Origin of the sequence: Flavobacterium sp. DG2-3, assembly GCF_030730925.1 — a bacterium.
Lineage (GTDB): Bacteria > Bacteroidota > Bacteroidia > Flavobacteriales > Flavobacteriaceae > Flavobacterium.
Map to the genome: position 1 here is coordinate 24,860 of NZ_JAVAMB010000019.1, position 25,434 is coordinate 50,293.

General features: G+C 34.3%; 15 protein-coding genes and 1 tRNA gene. 6 read left to right on the plus strand and 10 right to left on the minus strand.

The genetic code is table 11. From position 1 onward, the window contains the following. Positions 1–483: 483 nt before the first annotated feature. The 10 genes from Q9Q97_RS19620 to Q9Q97_RS19665 form a co-directional block, all read right to left on the minus strand. Positions 484–1,029 (minus strand): hypothetical protein, encoded by a 546-nt coding sequence (locus tag Q9Q97_RS19620; protein WP_306160218.1) that lies wholly within the window; start codon positions 1,027–1,029, stop codon positions 484–486. Positions 1,030–2,115: 1,086 nt separating this feature from the next. Further along, positions 2,116–7,185, minus strand: coding sequence for a DUF4132 domain-containing protein (locus Q9Q97_RS19625; protein ID WP_306160220.1), 5,070 nt, complete (start codon positions 7,183–7,185; stop codon positions 2,116–2,118). A 213-nt stretch (positions 7,186–7,398) separates the two neighbouring features. Further along, a complete protein-coding gene (locus tag Q9Q97_RS19630; protein ID WP_125720214.1) occupies positions 7,399–7,833 on the minus strand; it encodes a hypothetical protein in 435 nt (144 codons plus the stop codon). Between the two features lie 155 nt (positions 7,834–7,988). Continuing rightward, positions 7,989–8,273: a hypothetical protein gene (locus Q9Q97_RS19635; protein ID WP_306160222.1), complete on the minus strand. Its 285-nt coding sequence runs from the start codon at positions 8,271–8,273 to the stop codon at positions 7,989–7,991. Between the two features lie 290 nt (positions 8,274–8,563). Then, the gene (locus Q9Q97_RS19640) at positions 8,564–11,563 is read right to left on the minus strand and encodes a TrlF family AAA-like ATPase (protein ID WP_306160224.1); all 3,000 of its coding nucleotides are present in this window, start codon (positions 11,561–11,563) and stop codon (positions 8,564–8,566) included. Between the two features lie 370 nt (positions 11,564–11,933). Continuing rightward, entirely contained in the window at positions 11,934–12,731 is a 798-nt protein-coding gene (locus Q9Q97_RS19645) for a TatD family hydrolase (RefSeq protein WP_306160226.1), read from the minus strand. Positions 12,732–13,463: 732 nt separating this feature from the next. Further along, the gene (locus Q9Q97_RS19650) at positions 13,464–14,885 is read right to left on the minus strand and encodes an RtcB family protein (protein ID WP_306160228.1); all 1,422 of its coding nucleotides are present in this window, start codon (positions 14,883–14,885) and stop codon (positions 13,464–13,466) included. A gap of 310 nt (positions 14,886–15,195) precedes the next feature. Next, positions 15,196–17,436 (minus strand): hypothetical protein, encoded by a 2,241-nt coding sequence (locus Q9Q97_RS19655; RefSeq protein WP_306160230.1) that lies wholly within the window; start codon positions 17,434–17,436, stop codon positions 15,196–15,198. Positions 17,437–17,597: 161 nt separating this feature from the next. Continuing rightward, a tRNA-OTHER gene (locus tag Q9Q97_RS19660) sits at positions 17,598–17,714 on the minus strand. 172 nt (positions 17,715–17,886) lie between these two features. Then, positions 17,887–18,279 (minus strand): hypothetical protein, encoded by a 393-nt coding sequence (locus Q9Q97_RS19665; RefSeq protein WP_306160232.1) that lies wholly within the window; start codon positions 18,277–18,279, stop codon positions 17,887–17,889. A gap of 304 nt (positions 18,280–18,583) precedes the next feature. On the opposite strand from Q9Q97_RS19665, the gene Q9Q97_RS19670 reads away from it, so the two are divergent. The 6 genes from Q9Q97_RS19670 (at position 18,584) to Q9Q97_RS19695 (ending at position 25,426) form a co-directional block, all read left to right on the plus strand. Then, complete coding sequence (locus Q9Q97_RS19670) at positions 18,584–19,201, plus strand: hypothetical protein (protein WP_306160233.1); 618 nt, start codon at positions 18,584–18,586, stop codon at positions 19,199–19,201. A 318-nt stretch (positions 19,202–19,519) separates the two neighbouring features. Further along, positions 19,520–20,557: a YafY family protein gene (locus Q9Q97_RS19675; RefSeq protein WP_306160235.1), complete on the plus strand. Its 1,038-nt coding sequence runs from the start codon at positions 19,520–19,522 to the stop codon at positions 20,555–20,557. A gap of 220 nt (positions 20,558–20,777) precedes the next feature. After that, positions 20,778–21,236: a MarR family winged helix-turn-helix transcriptional regulator gene (locus tag Q9Q97_RS19680; RefSeq protein ID WP_306160237.1), complete on the plus strand. Its 459-nt coding sequence runs from the start codon at positions 20,778–20,780 to the stop codon at positions 21,234–21,236. Between the two features lie 46 nt (positions 21,237–21,282). After that, positions 21,283–23,673 carry a 3-hydroxyacyl-CoA dehydrogenase/enoyl-CoA hydratase family protein gene (locus Q9Q97_RS19685; RefSeq protein WP_306160239.1) on the plus strand — a complete coding sequence of 797 codons (2,391 nt, stop codon included), beginning with the start codon at positions 21,283–21,285 and terminating at the stop codon, positions 23,671–23,673. 96 nt (positions 23,674–23,769) lie between these two features. Further along, entirely contained in the window at positions 23,770–24,951 is a 1,182-nt protein-coding gene (locus tag Q9Q97_RS19690) for an acetyl-CoA C-acyltransferase (RefSeq protein ID WP_306160241.1), read from the plus strand. A gap of 124 nt (positions 24,952–25,075) precedes the next feature. Continuing rightward, positions 25,076–25,426 carry a four helix bundle protein gene (locus Q9Q97_RS19695; RefSeq protein ID WP_306160243.1) on the plus strand — a complete coding sequence of 117 codons (351 nt, stop codon included), beginning with the start codon at positions 25,076–25,078 and terminating at the stop codon, positions 25,424–25,426. Positions 25,427–25,434 lie beyond the last annotated feature (8 nt).

A 25,434-nucleotide genomic window follows, 5' to 3' on the forward strand; every position in this document is an offset into this window, starting at 1 on the left:
CTGGAAATACAGATTTTGAGTCTGTTGACTTACCACTTCGTCCAATCAACCTAAGTTGATGCAGGATTCGAACCTGCAAATTTCTATTGTTCTAACCAGACTGAACTATCACATTGCTGTGAGTGGGATTCGAACCCACGACCGATAGGAGACAGTTTTTTGGAAAACCATCAAAACCTCCAAATCAAGTTGCATAGAAAAACATAATTCGCTTTCGCGGAAAGTTCCCTACAATGGTGCTATACAGAAACACGCAACTGGACTTGTTTGATATTTTTAATCAAAGCCAAACTTTGATGCTTTTCATTTTCTAAAAGAACTTATTTATTTCTTGAGCAAATATTCAAATTATACTACGCAATCATTTTGCGTAGTATAAAATTTTATAATTAAACTCTTTTTGAATAGTTGAAAAGAATACTGCCAGCGTAATACTGGCAGTTTCTATTTCACGAAGATTTACTTTAATTTGATCAACTCGCGCTAGCCGCTTGACAAAGACATTATGCTTCTAGAAAACATATTTCTAAAACTTGCGAAAAGATTTTCATGTTTAGCTTTTTTGCCTGATTTTTTCTTTTTTTCAGGGCTGTTTTTTTCCAAACTTTCTTTCTTCGCTTTGTCCGCTTTTTTAGCTTTAACTACTTCGATGCTTTCGAACTGCTTCATTTCTTCACTTCTAAATTTCTTAAAAGGACGCGGTTGAAAATCAACCAAAATCGCAGCCATGTTTATAGCATCTATGTTTGTCAAATCTGTTTCTCCCTTAAAGAAGGTTTCAATAGGTCTGAATTTATCTTTTTTCTCCTTGAACTTGTTCTTCTTCGTTGGCTCAAAATCCATAGAAAAGAAGTTTCTAAAAACATTCAAATCATCTGGAGTCGGATTCTCTTCGAAAATCATCCAACAGAAATCACGTAGTTTTCCACGAGACGGTTTGTACAAGTAATCGAAGTGTTGTCCTTCTTTAGCTATTTCGTATTTCTTTTTAATCTCTTTTTTGTACTGTTTTAATGTGTTGTTGTGCATGGTTATATATTTTATTTGGTTATTGGAATCTCAGGAAAACTAGTATTTCAGGGAATCCAATAACTTCAAAGGTTTGCATGCACCTCTACAGTATCAGAGCAATTTCACGTAAGTGACATTACTTTTCCCAAAAATTCACCAGTATTCCATAGTTTCATAAGTTTCGACTCAATTTCCCCGGCAGGAGAAAAAGAACTTTCCCTAAATCGACCTATTTTTTGATCAAAATGATGATCTGTCTTAATGGCTATTTTTTGATTCATTATTTATTTTTTACTTTTTAAAAATCTTAGTGTCTTAGTCGCAAACGAGCATAAAAAAAGCACCCAATTAAAGGTGCTCATCAAAGTTATAAGATACATACGTATCCTACTGCTTATAATGATGCACTTGCATTGTAATACTTCCAAAGGCCGACCCAGGCAGTACTAATTCTCTTTTATATTCAAAACTTAAATCCATTTTATTACTTGTTATATTTTTAAATCATTTTTTTAAAATCATTGTTGTGATTTTGTTCAGCAAAGATAATATCGAAAAAATCAATTCTCCAAATTTATTTTTAACATAATTTTCTGATTATCAATTGATTAACCCCTAAATTTAAGCAAAGAAATTCCTGTCCGCTTATTCGTGCAGATTTCTATTTTATATTAATTAATTGTCATTCATCCAATTACTCTCCAAGACTAGTTTTCGCTATTTGGGTTAATTAATAAATATTTTTTCATTCACTTTTTTTTAAAATTTTACAATTTATACGTTAATTCTTATAATTTATTTTTATTATTTAGGCAATATCAAAATGCTTTTAAACAAAAAAAGCGACCCAAATAAAAGGACGCTTTTTCTATATCTTAATTTCGAATTTGATATTGCTACTTGCTTTTCTCTTCGAAAAAATACATACTGCATCCATAATTTTGCGTCGAGGCAAATCCTGCCAGACGATCATTATATTCCGCTTTTATTAAACTAGTACGCATTTCTTTCGCTTTTATTTGAAGTACAAATGTAGTAATTTGTTTCTTAATTTAACATTTTATGTTAAAAAAGTTAAAAACAACACAATTATAAAACTTCATTTTAAGCATAAGTTTTATCAATCTGACTCAAAATAGTCGGGTCTTGAATTTCATCATCTTTGGCAAACAATAAAACTTTAGACATCACCTCAGCCGATTTCGGATCATCATCTGCAAACGGCAAGAACAGACGTCCTCTATGTTGCGAATGAATCGGAAGAACCGATAAATACCTGCCTGGAACTTGATGCACAACTGCACTTCCTAAATGTACACTGTATTCTGCCATGTTTCCTTTAATGATCGCATGATTTCCTGTGATCTCCACATTTTTGATTTTAAACAATCTCAGCGTTTCTCTCAATAAAACAGCTCTCATTTCGATAGAAGAATGACTTGCTTCTGGATCGACACCTCCCACATGAGCCACACTTACAACCAAATCAATGTCACGCATTACTTCTGAGAAAATCCTCGGATTTACGTCTTCAAAAGCAATGTTTTTATAATCTTTTAACGAATGGAATTCAATGGTTTCTAAAGTCGGACTTTCAACGTCTGCTGGCGAGAACCAGTCGGCCATGGCATACATTTTTACTTGATAGCCTTCTTTATGGAAAACTTTCTGCAATCCTTCTTCGTAATCTACTTTCCAGCCTCTAGTTTTCAATAAAGCCAAAGTTTGCGTTGGCTGAACTTGATGTCCGGCATAACGTCTTGAAATTGATTTTTCTTTCAACTCGTCTGGTGTTGGAACATACAATTCTCTGAAAATCTGTTTAAACGGCTGCTGCACTTTATTATCAAAACAATACGATTGAAAATCCACCCAAACGCCGTTTTTATGTAAATCGAAACAATGTGCAATTCTAAAAGTCTGATTTTCGTTTAGCGAAATCATTTCTCCCAAAGCCGAAATCAGATTTCCATCTACATAAAAACCAATCTGATTGTCATTAGAAATAAAAACCAATTTTTCTAAATGTTTCGAGATAATCGGATGCTCAAAAAGATTTTGCATTTCTGCGAATAAAAACTCATCTCCGCGAATCATACTTTCTTCCAAACCTTTTCTCGAACGTGTCCATTGTTCACGCATCGTTTTTCTGTAAGCGGTTAATTCCAGAATGCCTTTGTCTTTTTTGTATTTTGCTGGAATTGCTTTTATTTCTTTATCACCTTTAAAAGTAACCAGATCGGCTTTTCCTTCTTTATTAATAACCAGACTTACCGTAATATCATCCAGTTTTACTTCTGTTTCTTTCGATAAAATATTCTGAACCTGTTTGGTTTCCATTGCCCAAGTCAAACGAACTGGATCTGGATAACCTGCATTTCTCGCTAAGTTTTCTAACGCCACGCGAATCGCCAAAGCCTCGCTCGCCTGCTTCATCGAACCGAATTCTTTACTTTCTTTTTTAAACTGCTGTAAATATTCGTAACGCGCCAAAATATCTTTTTCTGGACTCGTTTTGCTTAACGGAACCAAACCGTAAACTCTTAAATAATCCTGATCGCGTTTGTCTTTTACTTTTGCCGTTACTTCTCTAATTTTCAAATCGCCTGTAATGGTATCAGCGTATAATCTCGCACGTCTGTGACCGTTTCCGTCTGTTACATATTTGGCAGATTCGTATAAAAGTTCCCATTTTGCTTTTCCTAATTTTTTGTAAGCCGATGTAAACCAATCTTTATCGACAGCACCATCTTTAAAATCCTGCAAATCTAAAGTTGAAAATCTTGCTGCTTCACTTTCTAATTCTGAATTGGTAGCGCTATAAGATGCTGTTTTGGTATGCGCATGAAACCACCAGATTCCTTCGTCCAATCCATTCCAATCCAAATAACTGCTGATAAACTTTTGCCATTGAGGCGCATAAATCGCAGTCTGAATCAGTCTTTCTTCAGAGATTTTAGCTTTTTTAATTAAAGCATTAAAGCTTTCTTGTGTATCTGTCTCTAGCGGATAACATCTTTTTAATAAGAAACTAAATAATTTCTGTTTTGTTAAATCGGTGTAACTCCACGAATAGATATAACCTTTGTACAAACTTGCTTTGCCAAGTGCTGTAATCAATTCGACCAAACGGTTTGCGCCAAAAATCTTCTGGAAATTCTGAACCAAATGCGTTACTGTAGTATTAGAATCTCCCCTTTTAACTTCGATATCCAAAAATGTTTCTCGGATTTTATCTACCATCGAAACTAGGAATGGAATTCTCTCCAATAAGTATTCGCTTCCTTGATTTCTGTAATTTCTGTTTCCACCCGTTAAAAATGAAATTCTTTCTGGAACCAAAATACCTTCGTAAAATTCGCCTTCGGTAATTAACTTTTGCTCAAATGCAGCAATATATAATTGAACAAAAGGTTTGCAGTACGAAATATTTCTTTCCAGTCCATTCAACTGTCGCCATCTATACAGATTCCAAATCTTAATTTCTTGTTCTGTAGTTACATTTCCTAAGTCGATTCTGTTTAGATAGACATCAAAAAAGTGCTGATTTTGCCAGCCGTTTCCGCTGTTGTTGTTATAATAATATTCATTTTTACCAGGCAGGTATTCAAACTCTTTTACAGATTCTGGAAGATTTGCATACAAATTGCTACAAGCGTCGATTAAGAAATCAACTTTTTCTTCAAAAGCATATTTTAATTGTAACGCATTCAAAATATTCAGAATCGCATTGTCCCAATCATTACCTCTTTTGTTTTGGTGCGGCAATAATTCTTTATAGTAGAAAACATACTCTTCTAGAAAATCTCGCCAAATTTTTCGATCGCAATTGCTCACCAAAGTCATCAAGAACAAATCTCTTTCGGTTAAACCTGAATTTTTAAACCAGTTTTCCCAAACTTCATACAACGGATAATTTACGGCTGCAGCTTCAGAATCTTTTTCGTCTTTCAGATTTTTTAAGGTTCTAAAAGTATTGCCAAGCAAAACAGTCGATTTACTATTATCGTAATTCTCGATTTCGTATTCGTAATTTCTGTTTTCTTCATACAATTGATAAAGCTTTGCAATTTCAGCTTTAATATGAGACATCGATTTTGAAAAACCATATTGTTTTGCTTTTACCGATTTAGCATACAGCGAATCGGCTTCTGGTTTTGGAAGTTTGTAAGCAGAAACTGTATTGGGAGTATAAAAACCATAACCGTTTTCTTCGCTTAATATATTTTTCTTTTGCGAAGGTTCTAACTGCTCAATAAATTTGGTTTCTTTTTCGGTAATTTTTGGTCTTTTTAGATAATCCTGAACCCAGTCGTTTACTTTATCCGTCAGTTTGTTATTTTTCTGAAGCTGAAGCATTACGTCTAACATAGACATACGCTGTTCTAAATCGCCTTTTTCTATAGTCTGATCGACAAAATTGGTGATTTTCCCTTCTTCCTGTTTGACTAAAATTGCCGTTAGATTTTTCTTTAAATTAGAATTCTTACGTTTATATAATTCCTGAAAAACAGCCAATTCGTTTTCGGTTAAACTCTCGTTTTGTAAAACACAGATCGCCGAAGCTACTAGAGATTCTCCCCTGTCTTTTAAAATTCGTAAAGCAAAATTTCGCTGAAAATCGGTTGGAACTTTATCCTGCTTTTTCTGCTGATTGGAACTGTAAAACGAATATTGGTAAAAACCACCCAATAAATTCCTTGTCAGTTTTTCTCTTAAGTTGATAGAAAATCCTTCAAAATGTTCTAAAACAGCTTCCAATCTTTCGTTGTTATCGCCAACTAAATTTATCGCTGCTGCGAAAAGCGTGTCACGTTCAAACTTGATATTAAGCCACGAAAATACTTTTCCTTCAAAAGTTTTTTCCTTTTCGGATATTTTCTGAGCAAGGTCAAATACCTTGTTAAAGAAGTTCGCATAATCGGCATTTTCTATATAAAATTTCGATCTGGTATTGGCTTCCAGCAATGCATTCATTCTCGGAACGGCAAAGGCCAAAACCTGTAAATTTTCGTCGTCTAAGGCTTTAAAATACAACGGCATTTCGATGTACGGATCGTTGGTTTCTCCCGCAAATTTTAACGCCAGAGATTTCTTTTCTACCGAACCTTTTTCTAACAATTCATGCAGATAAGGAACCGTTTTCTCCACATCCAAAACGCCCTGAACCCAAAGCGCCATATAAACTTCATTGTTGTTTTTGCTTTTAACGCCAGTTGGAATCGTTTCTGGATTCGAAAAATAACCCGAAGCCAAATCGATAATATTTCGAACGGTTGTTTCTTTCTCCGATTCCCAACCTAAACCTGTCCACGTATCGATCGCTCTTACGACAGATGAAAAACGCGTCAGTTTATTATCGATAATTACTCGAATCATGTATTGCAAAGCGCCGATACTCGTTTCGTCCAACGCTTCTAAAACCGTCTGGCGCAAACCTTCCTGACGCTGAGCCGCCAAAAGCAATTTTTCGACCAGTTCCCAACTTTCTTTTTTTTCGCTGTTTAACAGTGCTTTAATAATATTTCGCGACACTTTTCCGTGTGTATCTTTATTGAAAATAATGTCTTCAAACAATTGAAAAAGACCTTTCTTGCCCAAATCAATCGCCGACGACCAAACCATAAACTGATTAACCGAATTGGAAATCTCGGTATCGTAACGAATCTGGTCTTCGATACTTAAATCATAATAAAAAGTGCTGCTGTCTTGATAATTGTATTTGTACGGTCCGTTGAGCAGCGAACGCAGAAAATTGATCTGATTAACTAGCAAATAACTCTTATGATTAGGCGCTCTAAAAGAGCGTCTCGCATAACCGTGCTGATACATTTTTTGAGGCAGTCTGTTCCAAGCCTCTTTTACGTACGCCGCGTTTTCTTCGCCAAAGAAATAAACCAGCAGATCGTAATAGTTTTTATCGTCCCACATATTCTCTTTGACCAAAGTGGCAAAGGTTTCGGCTTGTGTAGAACCCAGCGAAATATAATTACTGTAATAATTGTCCTGAAGTTTCAGAAGTTCCAAACCAAACTCGGCCACTTCTTTTTTCAGTTTTGTTCCAGAAAACAATTTCGAAAGCAGATTGCTGTTTACAATTTCTTCCAGTTCTTTTTTAAATCTCTTAATCGGATTTTCGATTACTTTACTTTTTAAAAGATCTTCTATCGTCATACTTTTTATTTTAGATTGTTGATTGTAGATTTTAGATTATTTTGATGGAGCTCAATTTTTTGATTTAATATTGCAATTGATTTTTGATATTGATATTGCAATTGGAATTTGGAATTTGGAATTTGGAATTTAACCCCTTGTTGTCCTCCTGAGCGAAGTCGAAGGATTTCACACAAAGATTTTGGAATTTGGGATTTAAAAATTGGAATTTAATCACCAATAGCTCCCCGCCAAAAAAGTCAGCCTGATAAACATGAGATTTTTATTTTGAGATAAATCTATTTCCTCTGAAAGCGTTTCCAGCTGATCGTCTCCGTAGAAAACGGCATATAGACCATCTTCAAACGCTACGATGGCATTTTCCTGCGCTTTCGCTAAATCGACTTGATTGTGATTGTAAATTGCGCCGAAACCTACTTTTCCGGTATCGGTCAGAATGGGAAGGTAATTTTCTTTGGGAAGATGGATTTTGTCTTCGTCTTCAAACTCAAACGAAGAAGAACGGAACAACTGTACCTGATGATCGACAATCGATTCGATGAGTTTTTGTGTAGTAATGACAGGATTTTCTATGGCCAAAGCGATACTTTTTTCCTGAAGCAACGGATGCTTTTTTCCTAATTGTTTAACTGAGATGCTTATATTCATCTTTACGGCTTTTATTTTGAAGCTGTAAAATAAGAATTTTACCGCTATTTTCACTTAAACGAATGTGTTTTAAATGTTAAAAAATGGTACGAAATAAAAGTACAATTTGAAGACAAAAAAATACCCCGCAAATGGGTAGTTGCGGGGTATGGGTTTTATTGGTTTATTTTTGCAACCGCTATAGTGTTGCACGCATTTACAATTTCTGTATTTGAAAACGGCGACAAAGTCTTGGCCAGATTTCTGCTTGTTCTGAGACAGCTTAACATTTTGAGCCTTAAATCGAGATTATTACCGCTTTCTGTTTCGAGTACAAGCTCGAAGATTTCCTGCAGATACAAAGGCTGATTTTGAAATTCTCCCTCAAACCAAACGTCTGAAAGGAATCTTGCCACGGAAGGCATTACTTCTTGTTGTGTTTTTTGATTTTCTTTTAGCATAATCGAAAATATTAGATGCACGAAACCCTCGCTTTAGATGTGCTAAAATACCCTAATAGGATAGATTTACCATTGTTTCCGCAGGTACATCATGGCGAGGGAATCGCTTATGTTAACTTATAAAGTTTATAGGATAATATCCTAGGTATTTTAGCAAAGCAAAGATATAGTTTTTTGAACTAAAAATACGTATTTACCTACAAATTATATTGATTTTAAAAGATTACATAAAAGTATAAAAAATTGAGAGAAAAGATATTATTTATAAAGTTCTTCTCTAATTTGAATAATTAAAAACCATATTTTTCTTCACGTTTTTTAAAAGCTTCCTTACCGCCTTCAACTATCTCAGCAATATGCTCTCTAATTCCCATACTTTTCAATAAATCTTTTTCATCTTTAATTAAAGGAAAGGAATTCTCTAATGCTCCATTTACATAATCAAATTTATAAGGGCTTTCGCTTTCAAAATTGTTTTGTCCTTTTTGGTTAGCTATTATTACATTTTCCGCATCAGCATTCACAACAATATTTGGATTATGAGTTACCAAAATAATTTGTCGTTCTCGTTTCTTTTCTTTTAAAAATTTAACTAATTCATTAGAAACTGAACGATTATCCAGATTGTCCTCAGGTTGATCAATTAAAATAGGTCCATCTTCTTTACTTAATTTAATAATTAATTTTAATAGTACGAAACTAGCTTTTCCAGTAGACATTTTATGTATATCGTCTCCTTGTGATTTAACATCCCAATGATCAAAAAAATAATCTGTAAATATTTTTTCGCATGCATCTTTTTCTGAATTTCCTCCCTTTGGCAATAATTGCTTATTTTCGATTTTCTCAAATATCACTTTGAGAGCTTTTTCAATTTCTTCATATGTAATATCTGCAAGAGCTGACTTTGGATTATCATTAAAATATTGATACAAATATTCAAATCCATTATTATTAAAACCTCTTCTGTCGAAAATTTCATCTGCTAACTTTCTAAATTTAGGGAAGTTATATTTCACGACAGGCAAAATTTCAATTTTATCAGTTTCATTTTGAATATCTGAAATTCGAGGTTTTAGATTTTCAATTATATTTTCATATAATTTTAAATTAGCAGCAAAATCGTGAAATATTTTTTCTTTTTGAGAAACTATTGAGTTTTTTGTAGTTTCTATTTCTTTTAAAAACTGCTCCACAGAGGCAATTTTTGCTTCATCTTCACCAATACTTTTTTGAAGAGCTATAACTTGTTTTTGATTTTCTATTTTATCATTAAAAAATTTCAATTCAACATTAGTCTTTTCTTTTTCTTTACTTATATCTATTGTTTCCTTTGCGAAAGTAGAAACTTCATTAAATTTATTATCAGCATCTTTTACAAATTGTTTAGAAATTTCATTTATACTTGTCAATGCATCATCGATAAATTGGAATTTACTTATATACTCATTTTTGATATTCTCATTTTGCAAAGAATCTATAACTACCCGCTTTTTGTTAGAAAATTCAATTAGAAAGCGTGTCAGTTCTGCATTGAAAATATCTAATTTTTCAAAATCTGAACTAATCTCATTTTCTTTTATATTTAATAAACTTAACTTTTCAGTAAGTTCATTATACTTAATCAGCTCTTCAGGCAAGAAATCTTTATTAAGTTCTGCAATTTTTTTCTTATTAAATTCAATACCTTCTTTTAAAGCTTTTGTATCTCCTTTAGTAAGCAAATCTTCTTCTTTCTTCTTTAAATCATTTTTTAATGTAAAATAATAATCTATATCTTGACTTCGTTTCTCGTCATTTCTCTGCGCTTGAGTCACAAAATCATCATATTTAGATTTATAATCAGGATCTTCCAATATTAAATCTCGTATTAATTTTTTTAATGTAGCGCCATTTTTTCTACTTTTATCTACAAGGTTTGCAAGATGATTTTGGGAAATGTATTTTATGCTTGGCAAAATACTTGATTGGGAAATACGGTCTTTTAACGATTGACTACTTTTTGAAAATAACTCTATATTAAAATTATAATCTTCATCAACAATATCTTTTGAAACAAAAGTTAAATCATACAAATCCTTTTCTTTATTAGAATCTTCTATATCTGTGTATTTTAAAACTTTATCAGAAACATTTGAATAAAGAGTTCTAGCAATTTCATATAGGAGTATCGACTTACCAGAAGATTTACCACCAATTATAACATTAAGATTTTTATTAAAATAAATAGGTTGTTTGGTAAATCTTTCATCTGAAGATGTGAAAGTAATTTTTTCAATCATCAAGTTGTCTAATTTCTCAGACTCAGGTTGTTCTTTTTGAATTTTAACTCTTTCTTCTGGCTCATAACAAATCTGTTTTAAACCTTGAAAAGTTAAATCAGCTTTTATCCAAGTAAATCTATTAAACAAATCTTTTTCTTCATGAGCATCACTTCCAACTAAACAAGCTTTTAAAGATCCTCGTTGCTGAATAACTAATTCTCGTTCATCTTCTTTTTCCTGATTTGTTACGCCTTCCTTATCATCCAATCTTTTACCAAGAAAATATTTAATATCCTTTGTATTGGTTGAAAAAATTGAATTTGAAATATTGTAAATTGTTCTTCTAACACCATCCAATGAACTTTGATCTCCTTCAAATAAGTCATAATGCTTTTGTAAACCAGAATTTCCATCATTGCTTGAATTACTAACTACTATTATTGTATTATTCTTAAAATTTAAATTTTTATCAATTAATTCTTTTACACTTTTTGGGTCGATTACAAAATTATTTATACCTTCTTTAAATAATTGCTTTTCATCAATTAATGCAGGTTTCAATGATTTACCATAATTAATGAAACCTTGACGATTCATTTTAAATCTATCTTGATTTTCAATTGTACCAAAGAAATCATTATCTAACTCTGAAACGTAATCAGGATTAAAAATACAATGAATATTAATAAGCTTTTCAACACTTGTTGATGGCATCATTCTTAATTCAATGTTAGGAAAAATGAAAATATTTTTAATAAAATCAATATCCACGTCATTAAAAATTTTTTCATTTAAATGATTAACTTTACTTTCAATTGACTTGACATATTCTTTAGCTTTTAGGTAATTATCAATAGTAAAATAATCCGTTATTCCGATAGCATGTATGTTATTTTCAATCGCTTTTTTAAAGAAAAATTCAAAGAAACTTTCTAGTGAATCAGAACTAAACTGATCGTTTTTATTTGTTTCCTTTGTATGAACGTGCAAGTCCCATTTTCTCCATTCTGAACCTCTATTAATCATAATTATTTTAGTTTTATGTTGGTTACTTAGCTTATCTTCTGTTTTTAAAATCTAGCATCAAAAATGCATAAAATTTCATAAGATAGTTTACGGTTTTCCGTAAATATAGAAATTGAATATCTCTCAAATATATATAAACAATAAGCCTTCAAACCAAGTACAAACCCCTGATTTAAAAGCCAACATTTTTTTTGCCACAAAGGCGTTACGTTTTTTTATTTAAGCGTGATTTTTGTCATTCTGAGGAACGAAGAATCACACTAGAAGCTCCGCAAAGTAAGTTTCCAATCTTTGTCGAATCCCGCATGAGATTTCTCGTTCCTCGAAATGACAAAAAAGTGGAAAACTTTGTGGCTTTGCGACTTAGTGGCTATATCCCAAAAAAGCTCTTAGCATTCCTCGTCGTTTCCTCTGCAACTTTATCCAAAGCAATTCCTTTAAACTGTGCAATAGTTTCCGCAACGTAAGGCAGAAAAGCAGGTTCGCAACGGCGTTCGTGGTATTTCTTCAAAAGGCTGTTAGGTACATTTTTCGGAAGCATAAACGGCGCATCGGTTTCGATCATCATTTTGTCGAGCGGTACGTACTGAATGACTTCTTTTAAATGTGCGAAACGTTTGCTGTCTGAAATCGCTCCCGTAAAACCGAGATAAAATCCGTTATCGAGATAGGTTTTGGCTTCTGGCAAAGTTCCCGTAAAACAATGCACAACGGCTTTGGGCAGTTTCGGCAGATAGTCTTTTGTGATATTCATAAAGGAACTAAAAGCGGCTCTTTCGTGCAAAAACAACGGTTTCTGTACTTCTATCGCCAATTCGAGCTGGGCTCTGTAACATTCTTCCTGTTTGTTTCGGGGCGAAAAATCACGGTCAAAATCGAGTCCGCACTCGCCTACCGAAACCACATGTTTCAATTCTAATAATTTCCGAAGCCTCGAAATACTCTGATTGTCAAAACTCTTCGCATCATGCGGATGTATTCCTGCCGTGGCATATAAAACGTCTGGATATTGTCTGGTAATCTTTGCAGATTCTTCGCTGTTTCTCACACTTGTACCCGTGAGAATCATTTGGGTAACGTCGGCATGTACCGCGTCTTGTACGACATCGTCTATGTAGTTTTGGAATTGTTTGTTGGTCAAATTAATTCCTATGTCTATATATGTCATTTTTTTAAGATTCTAAGGTTCTTAGAGGCTAAGCTGCTAAGCTTTTTTTCCTCTTGGAACGGTTATTTTTTATTTGCCATCCCGATAACTATCGGGACTAAGGCACGAAGTTTTTATTTTTTCGTTGTGTTGAATTAATCTCGCAAAGTCGCAGAGGCGCAAAGTTTTTTTTGTTTCACGCAGATTTAAAAAGATTTAAGCAGATGGCGCAGATTATTTTAAAAAAAATCTAAACAAATCTGCATGAATCTGTCGAATCTGCGTGAAACAAATTTTGCGCAGAGTTTTTTATAGCAGATTTTAAAAATGTTTCACGCAGATTTAAAAAGATTTAAGCAGATGGTGCAGATTATTTTATAAAAAATCTGTAGAATCAAAAGATACGCGCAGATATTTATTAAAAAATCTAATTAAATCTGCTAAAATCTGTCGAATCTGCGTGAAATATCTTCTCTCAGATTCGCAGGTAAAAATCTCACGAAGGCGCAAAGTTTTCTCTCGCGGATCATGCAGATTAAGCAGATTTTAAAAAATCATTATAATCCTTTAATCTGTGGCAAAAAATTTGCGCAATTTGCGCAATTTGTGGCAAAAAAACTTTGCGTCTCTGCTCCCGATAGCTATCGGGATTGCGAGATTTTTTATTTTATTCATTTTGTGTGAAACATACTTTGCGTGAGACGCACTGCAGTGCGCCTCTACACTGAACACTAAAAAACTGACTACTGACCACTAGTCCTCCTTACTTCCATCATCTGCCATTCGCACTAATTTTGGTGTAAACTTGGCTACAACGTCAACCAAATCCTGTTGTGCTTCCATAACCTGATTGATATCTTTATACGCCATTGGTGCTTCGTCCAGACCTGCACCGATTAGCGTAACGCCATGATCTCTCAGGATCGATTTCATTTCGGTTTGTGTAATGTTTTTGATGGCTTGAGTTCTGCTCATTTGTCTTCCTGCTCCATGCGAAGCGGAATTAATGGCGTTCTCCTCGCCTTTTCCTCTCACCAAAAATCCTGGTGCGGTCATAGATCCCGGAATGATTCCCATAACGCCTTTTCCCGCTGGAGTGGCTCCTTTTCTATGTACTATCACTTCTTCGCCGTTCCAGATTTCTTTCCACGCAAAATTATGATGGTTTTCGACTTTGGCTAAAATTGTCGCTCCCAACGCACGTTCCATTTTGTTATGGATAATCTCGTGACAAGCCGATGCGTAATCTCCCGCCAGATTCATCGCCATCCAGTATTCCTGACCCAATTGCGAGTTCATATCCAAATACGCTAAATTTCTCGCCACTTCTGGAAGTTTACATTCATCTTTAGCAATTTTAGTATAATGTCCAGCAATTGTTGCGCCCATTCCGCGTGAACCGGAATGCGTTAACAAAGCGACATATTTTCCTTTTGGGATATTCAGAACCGCATCGTCTTTTGCAAATTCCATAATTCCGAATTCAACGAAATGGTTTCCACCACCCGAAGATCCTAATTGCGACCAGGCTTTATCTTTCAGGTTCTTCACAAACGGATTCATATTGAAATTTTCATTCTCCAAAACCGCATGATCTGATTTGTACTGACCGTGAAATCCGTGACCTGCTCCAAAAATAGAATTGGCGATTAATTCTTTTTTGAATTTAGCTTCGTTTTCAAAGTAAAAATCTTCTGGAATATCGTAAACCGACAATGCCATTCTACACCCAATATCAACACCAACACCATACGGAATAATGGCATTTTTAGTGGCTAAAACTCCTCCAATCGGTAATCCGTAACCTTGGTGTGCGTCTGGCATTAAAGCGCCTGCAACCGTAACAGGAAGTTTCATTGCGATTTCCATTTGTTTTCTGGCACCGTCTTCGATATGATCCAATCCGTAAGCAGAATACGCATTCGGATTCTGATTTAAAGCAATAAAATCTTCTGGCTTTTCATTCGATTTTTCGATTAAAGCCACAGCCAGTTTGCTGAATACTTTATCGTCTATATAATTTTCTGGAGCTTCTAAAACGTTTTTATATTTTTCGATCATTTCTTCTCGAGTGAATCCGTTTCTTTTGCTATTTATTTTTAAGGCAATCCCAATTATTTTTCCTTCAGGGAATCCTAATTCTAATATATCTGTACCGTTTATTTGTGTTTTCATTTTTTTCTTTTTTAGTGACAAAGGGTCAAAGTTTCATAGTGCCAAAGGTCTTTTACTACTGCGCAGTTATTTTGCGTAGTTTTTAGTTTCACGCAGATTTTGCTGATTTGAGCAGATCTAAAAGGATTTTTTTTAAATAAATCTTTGTGATATTTTTTTGATTTCACAGATTTATCAAATAATCTGCAAAATCTGCTTAAATCTTTTTAGATCTGCGTGAAATATTTTACTGCACAGTAAAGAGACGCACAGCAGTTGCGCCTCTACAAAACCTTTGGCACTTTGCTCCTTTGAACCTCTGTCACTTTTTCTAATCAATTAATAACTGTGTAACAAGAGCAGCATTCATTGCCCATTGCGCGTTGTACACCTCATCAGCATTTTCACTATCAATAATCGTTAAACCTTGAGCTTCCGCTTTTAGTTCTAATAAATTACCGATATTCAATTTGCTGCTCAATTTTGCCAATAAAGCCTGAACTCCTTTGAAATCCAAACCTCCTACGACCTGACCTCCGAAAGTCATCTCTAACCAAACGATTTCTCTTTTGGCTACATCCAACGCCCCAAACACCAAACCTTTGGCAACATTTTGCGTCACACGAACCTGATGATCTACACACGACGGATCGTACGCAACACCTGTTCGCTCCGAAATTTTCATCGGATATTTGCTATTCATCCAACCTACAACCAAATTTGGCGTGATACTTCCGTTGCTGTATGCATTACAAGTAAAAGTTACAAATTTTGCCTTCGCTTTCGCTAATTCGTCGATGTTGATATTGATGTATTCAGCTGTTCCAATTTTATTCGGAATGCTTCTGATATCACCGCTATGCTGACAACCCGTAGTCGTCAATCGGCTGAAAGAACACATATCTGAACGGTCTTCGTAAGCGACATGACAGCTTAAATCCATATCTAAATGTTGCGCTGGCAAGTCTTTACCCCATTGCATAAACAATCGCACTTCGTTTCCTTCAACTGGGAAACGTGTTCCCATTAAAGCAACTGGCAAATCTTGAACAGTCTCACTTCTATCGCCAATTGAAACTGGCATATTGTACAATTGCGGATCGATATAGATTGTCTTATTTGGATTTGAAACCGACGCAAATCGTTTTTTCATAGCCAAAATAGTCAATTCTTCGATTTGATTTTTCATTGTTTCCAACTGCACATCATCGTACAACTTCAACAATTGGTTTGATCCAACACGTTTGTTTGTTCCGCCCAAAGGCTTCACGCTTCGCTGCATGTTTACATCAAAGTAGTTTTGTGCATACATATTTAAAGTAAACACCAATCTTGCCGGAACTTTATCGATCACTTCTTCGAAATGCCCAATTGTTTCATCAGCTCCAAACCAAAGCATATTCGAGAATAAAGAACGGGCAAATAATCCTGGACGCTGTTTCAATAAAGCAAATGTTTTATCGGCATCAAATTTTAATCTTGACGAATTTACTTTGCTTTGCCAAACATCATACACTTTGTTGTAGAATACATCCATTAAAAAATTCAATTTCTCAAATCCTTTTCTTTTGCTGTATTCTGCCAAACGCAACGCACGGATAAGCCGAACCCACATTCCGCGTTTCGGATGCATGATTTCGCACATCGCCTCAACCTCCATTTCCATATCATTTAACCAATTTGCCACCATCAAACATTCTTTTCGAGAATATTTAAGTTTCAAATCTTTTGGAGATGCAACTTTTGCCTGCGCGCTTGTATCTAATGCATAATGAAAATGCTGATTGTTTTTAGACGCTCTTTTAATAATCGTTTTTGGCTCAATAATCTGCAATAAACCAGTATTTTTATACCACAAATAACGCAAGATATCTGTTGGTGTTTTTAAAAATTGAGATGCCAAATCTTCATTACCGTTTTCAATCAAAAGATCGATTACCAGCATTAAAGTTTCCTTCATGGCAACATCTGTTTTTGGCAAAGCCAAATATTTCATCGCTATTTTTAAACTATCAACCTGAGTTGCGTCTAAAGCGGTTTTAGATTGCAATAACGAAATATAGAAATCATTTAAGTCTTTCTCATTCCACAATTCCAACACTTTTAATTTGCTTCCTTGACCGATATTTTCCAGTTTACCAAATTCAAACGGAGTTCCGCAGAACGGACAACCATTGTATCTTTCTAAAGGAAAAGTATTATCTGGAATTATATGTCCGCATTGCAAAGTTGTTCCGTTTTTTGTTTGGAAAATATTTGAAAAATACGTGATAATATGATCTAAAACAGATTCATTTGTTGGCACATTCCATTCTCTAACCAATGGTGTCCAGTTTTTATCAGTTCCTAAAACTTCTCTTAAGACTTCTAAAACTTCAATTTTATATTTTAGGTTTATATTATTTAGCGCCTGCAATAATGTTTCAGAAAACGTAAATCCTAATTTTGCAACATTAGCTGCTAAAACCGAAGTTGTTCCTGATAAATTCTTGTTTTCATTCACAATCATTTCTGATGGAATAAAAATGGCATTTTGACGTAAACTGATTTTTAATAATTCTTGCGTTTTCATTTTTTTAATTTTTTAAAATTTAGATAATTGCGTTTCTGATTTCTACCTAAAAGAGTTTTGAAGTAAGAAACACTTGACCTAAAATTGGAGTGTAATTGACCAACTAATAATATCTGGTGGGTTTCCCCGAAGAAGTAAGTTAATCTTGACCCTCGTTTTAGTGAAGCAGATGGGATTCGAACCCATGACATGGACATTAGAAGTGTACGAAGTAAGTTTGGATTGACCTTTGAAGGATAATTTCAAAACTACCTGCTCTACCGCTGAGCTACTGCTTCAATTTATATAAAGAGATAATGGCATAAGTATAAATCGTGGAAAGGTTTCTAGAAGTAACTTAAACTTGACCTGCTTTATTTAATTTTTTATTTCTATGAACGTTTGTTTTTTATTTCTGAACAAAGATTTCTAAACTAGTGCGCAGTTATTTTGCGTAGTGAAATTTAAATCTTACAATATAATTTTTCTAAAATAGTTTTCCTGTGTTTTTTCTTTAATGATTACTTTATTTAAATTGAATTCTATATAATGACTCAACCAACAATCTGAAATCTCTGAAGCAACTTCATTACCACATACACATACTTTATTTAAACTATTGAAATTTGAACTTCCACAACATCCAAGAAATCTTGATTTATCGGAATGGTCTTTTAAATTATAATTATCAATAGAAACCATAATAGATTTGTTTTTAGATTGACCATTAATAACAATACTAAAATTGTTTTTCGGCATTATATCCTTATTCTCATCCCAACATAAATCCTTTTCAGGAATTTCCAATAATTCTTGAGTTAACTCAACTTCACATTCTATACAGTAAATTTTTATAGTTCTCATAATTGTTTCATTTTGATAGAACAAAGATTTCAAAACCACTACGCAATTATTTTGCGCAGTAAAAAAAGAATTTTAAATTTGAGTAAAACAATTGATAGCAAAAGCGAATAAGTCCCAGAGGGAAGGCATATTTGTAGTTATTGCGAATTCTATTTCAAGGACCCCAGCGGGGTGACATATTTTATGATAAGCATAAAAGCTGAAGTGTCGCTCCGCTGGAGCTTTTGATCCTTTCGTGATAAATTGGCTATAAATATTGCGCTCTTCCAGAGCTTTTTATTCGATTTAAACAAAAAAACAAAATATGAATCTCAATAAAATCTACGCCGATTTACTTCGCACTATTGGCTTTTCAGAAAATGAAATTCAGCAGAATTGGTTGGATTTAGAAAAGGCATATTCCAAAAAATCAAGACATTATCATAATCTGACGCATCTACAAGAAATGATTGCCAGTTTTGAAAAGTATCGAGATCAGCTTCAAAATCCGAACGAAATATTATTTTCAATTTTTTATCACGATTTTGTGTATTCGGCTTCGAAAAAAGATAACGAACTTAAAAGTGCTGAATATGCTTTGAGTGTTTTGGGTGAAAAAAGCAATCTCAATAAACAATTAGTTTTTGATGCCATTTGCGCGACACAACATCACGCGTATAATGCAAATGAAGACATTAATTGGCTAATTGATTTTGATTTGAAAATTCTCGCCAAAGACTGGGAAGAGTATAAAATCTATTTTGATCAAATCAGAAAAGAATATCGCATTTATCCTGATTTTCTATACAAACCTGGACGCGCAAAAGCTTTGAAACATTTTCTGGAATACGAATTTATTTTTCAAACGGATCAATTCCGAAGTTTATATGAAGATCAAGCTAGAGCAAATATTGAAAAAGAGATTTCTTTATTAACAACGTAAACGCGTGAGGGATGGGAACGGCATCCTTTTGTGGTCTCGTTTTTTTTACGAGACCACAAAAGATATAGTGGACAGCCCGACCCGGAGGGACACGCCCATAATATACTAGGAGAAATTAATCTCGCAAAGACGCTAAGGCGCAAAGTTTTTTTAATTCAAAGAGTATTAAGATTTGTTTCACGCAGATTTTACAGATTTGAGCAGATCTAAAAAGATTTTTTTTATTAATTCTGCTAAATCTGCATAAATCTTTTTTAATCTGCGTGAAACAAAAAAAATTGCGCCTTCGCGACTTTGCGAGCAAAAACAACACAACGTATGTCACAAAACAAAAACGCCCTAATCCGCTACAAAACCATCGACAAATGTCTGCAGAATAAATACAGGCAATGGACATTGGAAGATTTAATCGAATGCTGTTCTCAGGCTTTAGAAGAATATGAAGGACGCAAAATTCCGATTAGCAAGCGAACCATTCAGATGGATATTCAGATGATGCGCAGCGAGAAACTGGGTTATAATGCACCAATCGTAGTTTACGATAAAAAATATTATAAATACGACGATGAAGATTTTTCGATAACTGATATTCCGCTGACCGAAACGGATATGAATGTTTTGACCGAAACGGTTTCGATGCTGAAACAGTTTAAAGACTTCTCATTGTTTAGCGATGTTTCGGATATTTTACAACGACTGGAAGATAAAATCTATTCGGAGAAATCGCATACCAAACCTGTTATTTATCTGGATAAAAACGAAAACTTAAAAGGTCTTCATTATCTGGACGAAATCTATCAGGCGATCATCAAAAAAATGGTTTTGATTATTACCTATAAATCGTTTAAATCGAGAGAAGAAACCAAATTTCATTTTCATCCTTTTATTTTAAAGGAATTCAACAACCGCTGGTTTTTAATCGGAAAGAAAAAAGCATCACAACCTATTACAAATTTGGCTTTGGATAGAATCGTTTCTATCGATTACGATTTTAACCTTCCTTATATAGAAGAAGATTTTGATGCCGATACTTATTATCAAGATATTATAGGTGTAACGGTAAATTCTGGTTTACAGCCGAGACGCATCGAACTTTGGATTGACGCTTCAAATGCACCTTATGTAATTACGAAGCCACTGCATCATTCGCAGAAATTAATTAAAGAAAATGAGGATCACAGTATTATTGTACAGCTTTTTATTTCTCCTAATTATGAAATGGAAAGATTGTTACTGGGTTTTGGCGATTCCATTGAAATTTTGCGTCCTGAATATTTACGAAATCGTATGCGAAAGATTCTTCAAAACGCAATTTTGAGATACGAACCAAAAGACAATACTGAATTAAATACATGATTTTTTGAATTATCCAGAATTAAAACCAATATAAATACTGCAAAGATATTTTTAAGCTGTTTAAATTGTTAAAATTTCAAAAAAGAATAGTATATTTCAAAATAAATAAACCACAAACCCCTATAAATCAAAGGGATTTTTTAACTAACCAAAAATTTATGAAAAAATAATATGCATGCATAGTATTTTTTGATTATATTTGAAATCGATATAGTTACCTATGAAAGACAAAACGATAGATTATATTTTGAGAGCAACATGGCAGGCTGTTTCAAGAATGTATAATGAAGAGGCTGCAAAATACGATGCGACAATGGCAACGGGATTTGCTCTGTTAAGTATTGACAAAGAAGAAGGAACTCCGTCAACGGCTTTGGGACCACGAATGGGAATGGAAGCTACAAGCCTTACGAGAACATTAAAATCTATGGAAGACAAAGGTTTGATTGTTCGCAAAAAAAATCCAAGCGACGGAAGAGGCGTTTTAATCTATCTGACTGAATTTGGAAAAGAAAAAAGAGAGCTTTCTAAAAACACGGTTTTGAAGTTTAATGAGACCGTTAGAAAACACGTATCAGACGAAAAGTTAAATCATTTTATTGAGGTTTCTGAAATCATTAATGAATTGATTCACGATAAAAATATTTTTAATCAAACAGAAAACGCAGAAAAGGAATAGTTTTTAAAGCTGTTCACTTTCTACCACAAACAAACAAGTAACAAATATGAAACGCACAATTAAAAAAGTTGCTGTAATTGGATCCGGAATTATGGGTTCAGGTATAGCTTGTCATTTTGCCAATATTGGTGTTGAAGTTTTACTGCTTGACATCGTACCGCGCGAGTTGACAGAAGCTGAAGCTAAAAAAGGATTAACGCTTGAAAGCAAAGCCGTTCGCAACCGTTTGGTAAATGACCATTTGGCGAACTCATTAAAATCGAAACCCTCTCCTATTTACAGTCAGAAATTTGCTAGCAGAATTACGACTGGAAATACAACAGACGATATGGCAAAAATTGCCAATGTAGATTGGATTATTGAAGTTGTAGTTGAACGTTTGGATGTTAAGAAATTAGTTTTCGAACAAATCGACAAATTCCGTAAACCGGGAACTTTGGTTACTTCAAATACTTCTGGTATTCCGATTCACTTTATGAGTGAAGGAAGAAGCGAAGATTTCCAACAACACTTCTGCGGAACACACTTTTTTAACCCTGCGCGTTACTTAAAATTATTTGAAATTATTCCGGGACCAAAAACTTCAAAAGAAGTATTAGATTTCTTAACCGATTACGGATCTAAATTCTTAGGAAAAACTTCGGTTGTTGCTAAAGATACTCCAGCGTTTATCGGAAACAGAATTGGTATTTACGGAATTCAGAGTTTATTCCATTTAGTTAAAGAAATGGGATTAACGATTGAAGAAGTGGATAAATTGACTGGTCCGGTAATTGGTCGTCCAAAATCGGCTACTTTCCGTACGGTTGACGTTGTTGGATTGGATACTTTGGTACACGTTGCCAACGGTATTTATGAAAACTGCCCGAACGACGAGCAACATGAATTATTCAAACTTCCGGATTTCATCAACAAAATGATGGAAAACAACTGGCTTGGTTCTAAAACTGGTCAGGGATTTTATAAAAAAGTAGATAAAGATATTCTTTCTTTAGACTTAGATACATTAGAATACCGCGCTGCAAAAAAAGCAAATTTTGCAACGCTTGAATTAACTAAAACTATCGATAAACCAATTAATCGTTTTAAAGTTTTAGTAAAAGGAACAGACAAAGCGGGAGAATTCTACAGAAAAAGCTTCGCTGGAATGTTTGCTTATGTTTCAAACAGAATTCCTGAAATATCAGACGAATTATACAAAATTGACGATGCCATGAAAGCTGGTTTTGGATGGGAAAATGGTCCATTCGAAATCTGGGATGCTATCGGCGTTGCCAAAGGAATTGAAATCATGAAAGCTGAAGGTTTAGAGCCTGCTGCATGGGTAAATGAAATGCTGGCTTCTGGAAGCGACAGTTTCTATACGGTTAAAGAAGGTGCTACGTATTTCTACAATATTCCGACAAAATCTCAAACTAAAGTTCCTGGACAAGATTCATTCATTATTCTGAACAACATTCGTGAAAGCAAAAAAGTCTGGAGTAATTCCGGAGCAGTCATTCAGGATTTAGGAGACGGAATCTTAAACTTAGAATTCCAATCTAAAATGAATACTATTGGCGGTGATGTACTTTCTGCGATCAATAAAGCAATTGAATTAGCTGAAAAAGAGCACCAAGGTTTAGTTATAGGAAACCAAGCAGCTAATTTCTCTGTTGGAGCTAATATCGGAATGATTTTCATGATGGCTGTTGAGCAGGAATATGACGAATTGAATATGGCAATTAAATTGTTCCAAGACACTATGATGCGTGTTCGTTACTCTTCAATTCCAGTTGTTGTTGCGCCTCACGGAATGACTTTCGGTGGTGGATGCGAAATGAGCTTACATGCTGATAAAGTTGTAGCTGCAGCAGAAACTTATATGGGATTGGTTGAATTTGGAGTTGGTGTAATTCCTGGTGGTGGTGGTTCTAAAGAATTGACTTTAAGAGCTTCTGACTTATTCCGCAAAAACGATGTGGAGCTGAATGTTCTTCAAGAGTATTTCTTAACTATCGCCATGGCTAAAGTTTCGACTTCTGGTTACGAAGCTTTTGATACTGGATTATTACAGCACGGAAAAGATATTATCGTAGTAAACAAAGATCGTCAGATTGCTGAAGCTAAAAAGCATGCGTTGTTAATGGCAGAAGCTGGATATACACAGCCAATTAGAAGAACAGATATTAAAGTTCTTGGAAAACAAGCTTTAGGAATGTTCTTAGTTGGAACCGATCAAATGGAAGCTGGAAAATACATCTCTGAGCACGATAAGAAAATCGCTAACAAACTGGCTTACGTAATGGCTGGTGGTGATTTATCTGAAGCGACTTTAGTTTCTGAACAATATTTATTAGATATCGAAAGAGAAGCTTTCTTGAGTTTATGTACAGAACGTAAGACTTTGGAGAGAATCCAATATATGTTAACTAAAGGAAAACCGCTTCGTAATTAGAAAATAGATGAAAGATGCAAGAAGCAAGATTTCAAAACAGAGTTTTGTCTTTTATCTTGCTTCTTGCTTCTACTAAATCTTAAAAAACAAAAACAAATGAAAACAGCATATATAGTTAAAGCTTACCGTACAGCGGTAGGAAAAGCACCAAAAGGAGTTTTTAGATTCAAACGTCCTGATGAATTAGCTGCAGAAACCATTCAGTTTATGATGAATGAACTGCCTGATTTTGACAAAAAACGCATCGACGACGTTATGGTTGGAAATGCAATGCCTGAGGCAGAACAAGGACTTAACGTTGGTCGTTTAATCTCTTTGATGGGATTAAAAGTTGAAGACGTTCCCGGAGTTACTGTAAATCGTTACTGTGCTTCTGGATTGGAAACAATCGGAATGGCGACTGCTAAAATCCAGTCTGGAATGGCAGATTGTATCATCGCTGGTGGTGCAGAAAGTATGAGTTATATTCCGATGGGAGGTTACAAACCAACTCCGGATTATAAAGTTGCGGCTGCAGGTCACGAAGATTACTATTGGGGAATGGGTTTAACTGCCGAAGCGGTAGCAAAACAATACAACGTTTCGAGAGCAGATCAGGATGAGTTTGCTTACAATTCTCATATGAAAGCTTTGAAAGCGCAAGCAGAAGGAAAATTTGACAAACAAATCGTTCCAATTACTGTTGAGCAGACTTTTATCAATGAAAATGGTAAAAAAGAAACGAAATCATACGTAGTAAATAAAGACGAAGGACCAAGAGCCGGGACTTCTATTGAAGCATTAGCAGGTTTAAAACCGGTTTTCGCTGCTGACGGAAGCGTAACGGCTGGTAACTCTTCTCAAATGAGTGACGGTGCAGCTTTCGTTTTAATCATGAGCGAAGACATGGTAAAAGAATTAAACCTTGAGCCAATCGCTAGATTAGTAAACTTTGCTTCTTCTGGAGTGGAACCAAGAATTATGGGTATAGGTCCAGTAAAAGCTATTCCAAAAGCATTGAAACAAGCTGGATTAACTTTAAATGATATCGAGCTAATTGAGTTAAACGAGGCATTTGCTTCTCAGGCTTTAGCCGTTACTCGTGAGTTAGGTTTAAACCCAGATATCGTAAACGTAAACGGTGGCGCAATTTCGTTAGGTCACCCTCTGGGATGTACAGGTGCGAAACTTTCAGTTCAGTTATTTGATGAGATGAAACGTCGTGGAAACAAATACGGAATCGTAAGTATGTGTGTTGGAACTGGACAAGGAAGTGCTGGTATTTACGAGGTTCTTTAAGACTTTTTTAGAGGAAAGAGACAAGAGACAAGATTTAACTTTTTGAATATTGGTATTTGGGAAACGAATAATAAAGTAGTAAAAAACTTACTTTTATTTATTTTTCTTAACTTGCGTCAAAAACATGAGACACAATTTTAAGAATTTAAAAATTTGGCTTTTAGCTATGGAAATTACAAATGACATCTATAAACTAACAGCAACTTTTCCTAAATCAGAAATTTACAGTTTATCAAATCAAATGAATCGATGCTCTGTCTCGATGCCTTCTAATATTGCAGAAGGATCTAATAGAGGAAATAAACATTTTCAACATTATTTGAATATCAGTTTAGGATCTTCATTTGAATTACAGACACAACTGTTGATAGCTTGTCAAAATTCCTATTTAACAAAAGAAAAAACAGAAGAAATAGAAAACAAAATAATTGAATTTCAAAAGATGACAACAGGTTTTATAAATAAGTTAGATTAAAATCTTGC

Coding starts and splice junctions, on each gene's coding strand:
- Q9Q97_RS19620 (WP_306160218.1), bottom strand. CDS start 1,029: ATGCACAACAACACATTAAAACAGTACAAAAAAGAGATTAAAAAGAAA.
- Q9Q97_RS19625 (WP_306160220.1), bottom strand. CDS start 7,185: ATGACGATAGAAGATCTTTTAAAAAGTAAAGTAATCGAAAATCCGATT.
- Q9Q97_RS19630 (WP_125720214.1), bottom strand. CDS start 7,833: ATGAATATAAGCATCTCAGTTAAACAATTAGGAAAAAAGCATCCGTTG.
- Q9Q97_RS19635 (WP_306160222.1), bottom strand. CDS start 8,273: ATGCTAAAAGAAAATCAAAAAACACAACAAGAAGTAATGCCTTCCGTG.
- Q9Q97_RS19640 (WP_306160224.1), bottom strand. CDS start 11,563: ATGATTAATAGAGGTTCAGAATGGAGAAAATGGGACTTGCACGTTCAT.
- Q9Q97_RS19645 (WP_306160226.1), bottom strand. CDS start 12,731: ATGACATATATAGACATAGGAATTAATTTGACCAACAAACAATTCCAA.
- Q9Q97_RS19650 (WP_306160228.1), bottom strand. CDS start 14,885: ATGAAAACACAAATAAACGGTACAGATATATTAGAATTAGGATTCCCT.
- Q9Q97_RS19655 (WP_306160230.1), bottom strand. CDS start 17,436: ATGAAAACGCAAGAATTATTAAAAATCAGTTTACGTCAAAATGCCATT.
- Q9Q97_RS19665 (WP_306160232.1), bottom strand. CDS start 18,279: ATGAGAACTATAAAAATTTACTGTATAGAATGTGAAGTTGAGTTAACT.
- Q9Q97_RS19670 (WP_306160233.1), top strand. CDS start 18,584: ATGAATCTCAATAAAATCTACGCCGATTTACTTCGCACTATTGGCTTT.
- Q9Q97_RS19675 (WP_306160235.1), top strand. CDS start 19,520: ATGTCACAAAACAAAAACGCCCTAATCCGCTACAAAACCATCGACAAA.
- Q9Q97_RS19680 (WP_306160237.1), top strand. CDS start 20,778: ATGAAAGACAAAACGATAGATTATATTTTGAGAGCAACATGGCAGGCT.
- Q9Q97_RS19685 (WP_306160239.1), top strand. CDS start 21,283: ATGAAACGCACAATTAAAAAAGTTGCTGTAATTGGATCCGGAATTATG.
- Q9Q97_RS19690 (WP_306160241.1), top strand. CDS start 23,770: ATGAAAACAGCATATATAGTTAAAGCTTACCGTACAGCGGTAGGAAAA.
- Q9Q97_RS19695 (WP_306160243.1), top strand. CDS start 25,076: ATGAGACACAATTTTAAGAATTTAAAAATTTGGCTTTTAGCTATGGAA.